The organism is Streptococcus sp. oral taxon 061, assembly GCF_964211575.1.
Taxonomy (GTDB): domain Bacteria; phylum Bacillota; class Bacilli; order Lactobacillales; family Streptococcaceae; genus Streptococcus.
Genome location: NZ_CAXOQQ010000014.1, coordinates 1 through 8455, shown reverse-complemented (window position 1 = coordinate 8455; position 8455 = coordinate 1). Strand labels below are relative to the sequence as shown.

Sequence of the window (8455 nt, the reverse complement as noted above, 5' to 3'; positions counted from 1 at the left end):
ATCCAGAACCAACTCCAGATCCGAAACCAACTCCAGATCCAAAACCAACCCCAGATCCAGAGCCAACTCCAGAACCTGAAGTACTAACAAGTAAGGGAGAACAGCAACCACCAGTAGTTGAAATTCCTGAATTTACAGGTGGCGTTAATGCTGCAGAAGCGGCTGTTTATGAAATCCCAGAATTCAAGGGTGGCGTTAATTGGGTTGAAGCGGACAAGAATGAGCTCCCAGAATTCAAGGGTGGCGTTAACGCAGTTGAAGCAGATAAGAATGAGCTCCCAGAGTTCAAGGGTGGCGTTAACGCAGTTGAAGCAGATAAGAATGAGCTCCCAGAGTTCAAGGGTGGAGTTAATTGGGTTGAAGCTGCTAAGAATGATGTTCCTGAGTATAAAGAAACATTAGCTGCAGGAGACAATCAGACAAGTCCAGTTGCAGAAAAACTTGATCAAAAACCAGCTCTTGCTGCGAAACCAGAGATGCAGGCAGCACAAAAAGAAGCGGCTGAGTCTAAACTCCCTGAAACTGGTGAAGGCACAGCTGAACACCTCTTCCTAGCTGGTCTTACATTAGCAATGTCTGCTCTATTTCTTCAAAAAAGAAAAGAAGATTAAAATATAATAGAGTTTTATACTATGAAAACTCAAACTCCTAACTTATTGTAATGGAGAAAACCAAACACCTAGAGAGGACCTCTTGGTCCTCCCTTTTTAAAAGGGAAATGATAACGCTTACCCAATTTAAGCGTGGGAAAGGAAATAAAGAAAATGGGAAAACATTTTTTTGAGAGACGGTGTCATTACAGTATACGTAAGTTTGCAATGGGCGCGGCTTCTGTCATGATTGGTGCAAGCATTTTTGGTGCTGGTATGGTTCAAGCAGCAGAAACAGAAGGGCCTGCAGAGACAGAAGGCACGGTAACACAGGTTCAGCCCCTAGATAAGTTACCAGCGGATATAGCAGCAGCTATTGAAAAAGCTGAATCAGCAAAACCAACTAATCCTGCTGAAACGAATCCGACTGATGCGGAAGCTCAGCCTGAAAATACTGGAGAAGTATCTCCAAAACCAGCAGAAACTCCAGTTCCTAAGGAAGAAGCAACACCAAAACCAGCAGAAACTCCAAAAGAAGAAGCAGCACCAGTAGCTAAACCAGCAGAAAAGCCAGTGACTAAAGATTTGGTTGAAACTCCAGATGTCAATCATTTGGAAAAGGCTACTGCGACAGCATCAAACCATGAAGCCAACACACCATTTACAGCTGAGAAGGCGATTGATGGAAATCCAGATACTCGTTGGGCAACTGACCGTGATGTTGTGAAACCAACAATCGAATTTAAGCTTGAAAAGACAACCTTAATCAAGCATGTGGAAATCGATTGGGATCGTCGTGTTCGTGGCGAGCAAAATGATCCAAACATCAAATCTTGGAATCTCTATTATGCAGGTCAAGACGAAGTCAATGGATCAGGTCCTGGAGAATGGAAGTTGGCTCATCAACGGACAGGAACTCCGGTTCTAGATGAAAAAGTTGACTTAAAAGAAGCCGTTCAAGCTAAGTATCTTAAACTTGAAATTACAGATTATCAAGCCGGTACGATGCAATGGAAAAATGTGGGTATTCAAGAAATTCGTGCCTACTCAAACATTCCAGACACCAGCAAACCAACAGATATTCGTCAAGTTACAGAAATAGCGGTTGCTGAAGACGGAAAATCACTTGTATTGCCTAAATTACCTGGTCAAGTTAGCTTGATCGGAAGCAACAAGCAAGGTGTTATCGACCTAAATAATAAAATCTACACGCCGCTGACAGAACAACATGTCAAAGTGATGATTCAACAAACGAATGATAACCATACCTTCACAAAAGAATTTGAAGTAGTTATTAAAGGTTTGCATGCAGATGAAGGTGTCGGAACCAAACCTGCAGTTGCTCCAGCTGTTCAACAATGGTACGGAACTGAGGGTAAAACTTCTATTACTTCTGAAACTGTCATTTCAGTTGGAAATTCAGGATTTGACAAGGAAGCTAAGTTCTACCAAACTGACCTTGAAAATCGTGGTTTGGAAGTCGCAACCGGTAGTCAAGAAGCGCAAAATCGTATTGAGTTTAAAAAGGTTGAAGACAAGGGTTATGGCAAAGAAGGCTATGGTATCACCATTAAAGATGGAGTTATTACTGTAGAAGCAGCGACTAATACAGGTGCTTTCTATGCAACTCGTACCCTCCTTCAGTTGGGAGAAAATGATTTGCAAAACGGAGAAATCCGTGATTACCCAAGCTTTAGTCACCGTGGCTTTATGCTAGATACAGGTCGTAAGTTTATTCCTTATGATACGCTTGTAGATATCATGCTCAACATGGCCTACTACAAGATGAACGATCTTCAATTGCACTTGAACGATAACTATATCTTCTTAAAAGATCACTTGGCTGGTAAAAATCTTTCTCAAGATGAAGAACTAGACTATGTCCTCAAAAAAGCTAAGACAGGCTTCCGTGTAGAGACTAATGTTGTCGGTGAAAATGGTGAAAAATTAACATCTGACGAGCATTACACTAAGGAAGAAATGCAAGAAATCATCAAGTTGGCAAAAGCTTTGCATATCAACCTTGTTCCTGAAATTGACACACCAGGTCACGCCCTTTCATTTGTAAAAGTTAGACCTGACCTTATGTATAAAGGACGACTAAGCACTAACAAGCATAATGTAGAGCGCGTGGCTATGCTAGATTTGGATAACAAGTACGAAGAGACACTTGCTTTTGTCAAATCAGTCTATGATAAACTGCTCGATGGTGAAGACGCACCTCTCCATGGCGTATCTACAGTTCATATCGGTACAGATGAATATTATGGAAATCCAGAAAGCTATCGTCGCTATGTCAATGATATGATTCAGTACATCAAAGGCAAAGGCCTAACACCGCGTATTTGGGGTTCACTCTCTGCCAAACAAGGAACTACACCTGTAGATTGGAAAGATGTAGAAGTGGATATCTGGAGTATCCACTGGCAACGTCCACAGGCAGCAATTGCTCAGGGTGCCAAGATTATCAATATCACAGATATTCCAACCTACAGTGTCCCAAGTGGAAGCAATAGTCAAGGTGGTTATGGGGATTATGCAAACTATGAAACTCAATACAACCGCTGGACACCAAATGACTTCTCAACAGGTGGAGGACCACGCCTAGAAGTCTCTAATCCAAATATCATCGGTGGTGGTCATGCGGTTTGGAATGACAACATTGACCTTCATGAAACAGGGCTTACCTCTTTTGATATCTTTAAACGCTTCTTCAAGAGCATGCAATCAACTGCAGAACGCACTTGGGGTTCAGATCGTGCAGCTAAGACCTATGCAGACCGTATCCAACCAACAAGCGTTTATGCACCACGTTCAAATCCAGAAAAAACAATAGAAGATAGCGACCTCTTCACCATTAAACCAGAGACTATCAAGAAATATCTTGCTAAGAATGTGAAGAAAACAGAAGCAGGATTGAATTTTGAAAAAGATTCTAGCATCGAAGGCTTAGTAGGTGATGTTGGTCCTAGTCATGTTTTGAAATTGGATGTAACTGTTACAGGTGATGGAGAGCAAGTCTTCTCTACAAGTGGGGACAACCAACTTTACCTTGCGGACAAGGATGGCTACTTAGCTTATAAATTTGAACAATTCCATATTCAATTTGACAAGAAGCTAGAGAAGAATAAACGTTATCAAATCTCTGTTGTTACGAAACCACAAAAAACAGAAGTTTATGTAGACGGTGAAAAAGTTGAGCGTATTGCAAATCCAGCTCACCCTCGCTTGGCTCACAATAGCTTGGTACTTCCACTTGAAACAATCGGTGGCTTCCAAGGAATCTTGCATAGTGCAGAGTTGTCAAATGAAGCATTTGTAAACCCACGTTTGATCCCAACAGATCACTTCACAGTTTCTGCAAGCAGTCAAGAAACTCCAGGAACAGAGACTGAAGGCCCAGTTGAAAAAGCTTTCGACAATGATCCAAATACCTTCTGGCATTCTAAATGGACTGGACATCAGGCTCCATATACCGTTGCTATGAATTTGAATGCTCCTGAAAAAGTCAATGGTTTGACTTATCTTCCACGTCCAGGTGGTGGTAACGGAGTCGTGACATCTTATGAAATCTATGCTCAAAAAGATGGTCAAATGGTTAAGGTTGCTTCAGGAACTTGGGAAAATAATACTAAAGAAAAAACTGTTAATTTTGCAGCAATTGAAACCAATAAGGTAGAATTTAAAGTTCTGTCAGGTGTCGCAGGATTTGGTAGTGCTGCAGAAATTCAACTGCTCAAGCCAATTTCTGATAGTGAATCAGAAGAGCCAGTTGCTCCAGAAAAACCAGTAACTCCTGAGAAACCAGTGACCCCAGAAAAACCAAAAGTTGAAGAAGTGAATGACGGTACAACTGAACTTGCGGATAGCTTTGTAGCTACAAAACCAGCCAGTGATGATGCGATTGCTGCTGCAGCACAAAGTCAAGACTATCTCAAGAAAGAATACAAGGTATTCCCAACACCACAAAAAGTCACTTATGGCGAAGGTGTCACTAAACTTCAAAAACAAGTGAATCTTGTCATGGGTAATCAGCTAGATATTTATACTCGCAACCGCTTGAAGAGTGTACTACAAGATCATCAAATCTCTTATACAAGCAGTCAAGCAGCAGTAGCAGGTGCTACAAATATCTATCTTGGTGTTCATGGTCAACATTCACAGGCAGAAAAAGAAATATCTGGTATTTCTCAAGGACTCTTTGATAAGATTGATGCTTATGCTTTGTCAATCAAGAACAATACAATCTCTATCGTCGGTAAAGATACAGATGCTGTCTTCTATGGATTGACGACTCTTAAACACATGCTTAATGAAAGTGAAGCTCCAGTTTTACGTAATGTAACTGTTGAAGACTACGCTGAAATTAAGAATCGTGGTTTTATCGAAGGTTACTATGGAAATCCATGGAGCAATGCTGATCGTGCTGAATTGATGCGTTTTGGTGGTGACTTGAAGTTGACTCAATACTTCTTTGCTCCAAAAGACGATCCATACCACAACAAGAAATGGCGTGAACTTTATCCAGAAGAAAAATTAGCTGAAATCCGTGAATTGGCGCGTGTCGGAAACCAAAACAAGACTCGTTATGTTTGGACCATCCACCCATTCATGAACAACCGTATCCGTTTTGGTAACGATGCTGATTACCAAAAAGACCTTGAAACCATTAAGGCTAAGTTCACTCAATTGATGGATGTCGGCGTTCGTGAGTTCGGTATTTTGGCCGATGATGCTCCAAGCCCAGTTGGTGGCTATAATAGCTACAACCGCTTGATGAAGGACATGACAGATTGGTTGACTGAAAAACAAGCAACTTATGTTGGCCTTCGTAAGGAAATGATTTTTGTCCCAGGTCAGTATTGGGGTAATGGTCGTGAAGATGAGTTGAAATCTCTAAATGAAAATCTTCCAACTTCAACTTCTATGACCCTTACTGGTGGTAAGATTTGGGGTGAAGTATCTGAAAGCTTCCTTTCAAACCTTAAGAATAATCTGTCTGCAGGAGGTAAGACCTACCGCCCAGTTTCTCTATGGATTAACTGGCCTGTTACAGATAACTCTAAACAACACTTGATTTTGGGTGGCGGTGAGAAATTCCTTCATCCAAATGTGGACCCAAGCCTCCTTTCAGGTATCATGTTGAATCCAATGCAACAATCTGAGCCTTCTAAGATTGCTCTCTTCTCTGCAGCTCAGTATGCATGGAAACAATGGAAGTCTGAAGAAGAAGCTAAGAAAGTAAATGACATCGCCTTCAACTTTGTTGAAACAGGTAAATTTACTGACAGTGAAACATCTGTTTCCTTCCGTGAACTTGGTAAACATATGATCAACCAAAACATGGATAGTCGTGTTGTGAAATTGGAAGAATCTGTTGAACTCGCACCAAAATTGGCGGCCTTCATGTCTAAGTTGAAAGCTGGTCAAGATGTCAGTGCAGAGCGTCAAGAATTGCGTGCAGAATTTGCTAAAATAAAAGCTGCAGCCCAACTTTATAAAGCATCTGGTGACGAAAAGATGCGTGCTCAAATCCACTATTGGTTGGATAATGCCATTGACCAAATGGATGCTTTGAGTGCTTTCCTAGATGGATCAGAAGCTATTGAAAACAATGATTCTGCTAGACTTTGGGATAGCTATTACAAGGGCTTGAAACTTTATGAACAATCACAAACTTATACTTTCCATTATGTAGACCATGATGAAAGAGCTGAGTTGGGTGTACAACATATCCGTCCATTCTTGCTTGGACTTCGTGAAGTATTGGCAACTGAAGTTCAAAAAGCCCTACACCCAGACCAAGTAATCAGCACCTTTATCACAAACCGTACAGGTGTAGAAGGTGGACTTGCTGAAGTCACTGACGGAGATTTAGGAACACATGCCCTTATCAAATCACCAAACAGCATCCAAACTGGTGACTATATTGGTTTGAAATTTAATAAAGCTGTTCCAATTCAAAACTTGACATTTGCAATGGGAACTCAAGCAAATCCACGCGATACCTTTAACAATGCTAAGGTTGAGTACCTCAATGAAAATGATGAGTGGGTAACACTTTCAGAACCAAGCTACACTGGTAATGAGCCTCTTCTTAAATTTGAAAATCTCAATATCAATGCTAAAGCTGTTCGAATGATTGCAACTTCTGATCGTGAGAACACTTGGTTTGCTGTACGAGAAATCGCTGTGAACCGTCCTGTAGAAGTAAGTCGTCCTAAACAGGCAGCTACAGTGACCATCAGTCCAAATCTTATGTACAAGTACAATACGACGGTTGCTCAGATTACAGATGGTCGTGACAATACGGAAGCCATGCTTGCAAATGCTGATCGAACAGATACAACTCCGGTCGGTGGTTGGGTTCAACTAGACTTGGGTGGAGTCAAACCTGTAACTAAGGTTCGCCTCGTTCAAGGATCAGGTGATAAATTGGCAGAAGGTGTTCTTGAGTATTCTACAGATGGAAATTCATGGCAAGAATTGGATCGTTTGACTGGTGAACAAACCAAAGAAATTGAAACTCCAATTTCAGCTCGCTACATCCGTGTTCGTAACACCAAGAATATCAATCTATGGTGGCGTATCGCTGACTTCTCAGTTGAAACACGTGCTGGCAATAGCGAGATGACAGATACTAATGTTGAAAGTTTGAAATCAACTCCAGTATATGACAGTCTCGGTCGTTATGACATGCAAATTCCAAGTGGAACTAAGCTTCCAGCTCATAGCTACTTGGGTATGAAGCTAGACCGTCTACACCAGGCTGAAAGTATTCAGGCTATCGGTATTGGAAATCCAGCCCTTGACTTGGAATTCTCTCCAAATGCACAAGAATGGTATCCAGCTAGCCAAGTAACTGATAAGTCCTTGGTACGTTATGCTCGTTTGGCTAATAAGACTGACCAAGAACAAGCAGTGACAGCAACATCTCTACTCGTTAAGACAAAAGAAGTGGAGCCAACTAAACTTGATTCTACATCAATGGGAATTGATGCCTACTATGGTGCAAATGATGTTCGTAAGATCAAGAATTTGGATCAGTTGTTTGATGGTGTTTACAATAACTTTGTAGAGTTCTCTGACTATGCACGTAAAGATGGTCATATTACCTTGAAACTTGGTAGTGAACGTGAAATCAAGAAGATTAGAGCCTATATCCAAGATGGTACGAAGAACTATCTTCGTGATGGTAAAATTCAGGTTAGTCAAGATGGTAAGACATGGACAGATGTTGTGACAGTAGGTGATGGTGTCGCTAATGAAATGCGTGATGATTCATTGACAGATGGATGGACACATGATTCTAAGATGCCTGGAAATCGCTACATCGAAGGTGAACTTGCAAGTCCAGTTAAAGCTAACTATCTCCGTGTTCTCTTCACTGCTAATTACGATGCTCGTTTTGTTGGATTTACTGAGTTGGTTATCAATGACGGCGAATTTGTGAAACCTATCAACGACCCAACTGTTCAAGGAAACGGTGGAGAAAGTCGAGGCAACCTATACACAAATCTTGTAGATGGCAAAGTCTTGACAAGCTATAAGGCTGAGAAAGACCAAGGTGAGTTGGTTTACCACTTGTCAGAACCAACAAACGCTAACCACATCCGACTTGTTTCTAGTCTGCCTCAAGGAGTAGCAGCTCGTTTACTCGCTCGTACTCTGAAAACAGACAGAGACGGTGCTTGGACAGATTTGGGAGCAATTACTTCAAGCTTCCAAACATTTGCAGTCAGAGATAAGGCTCCATTACTTGATGTTAAACTCATTTGGGAGGGTGGCAAACCAGAGTTCTATGAAATGACGACTTACTATCAAGAACTTTCAGAAGAACCTGAGCAACCAACTCCAGATCCAGA

The 8455-nt window shown here is 41.4% G+C and carries 2 protein-coding genes; both read left to right on the top strand.

Translation table 11 applies throughout. The features are described from left to right. A partial coding sequence (locus tag AB8E63_RS08560) for an SIALI-17 repeat-containing surface protein (RefSeq protein ID WP_368910835.1) occupies nt 1-611 on the top strand: 611 nt, incomplete at its 5' end. Nucleotides 612-764: 153 nt separating this feature from the next. After that, nucleotides 765-8455 (top strand): beta-N-acetylglucosaminidase domain-containing protein (locus tag AB8E63_RS08555; protein WP_368910834.1); only part of this gene is annotated, 7691 nt, incomplete at its 3' end.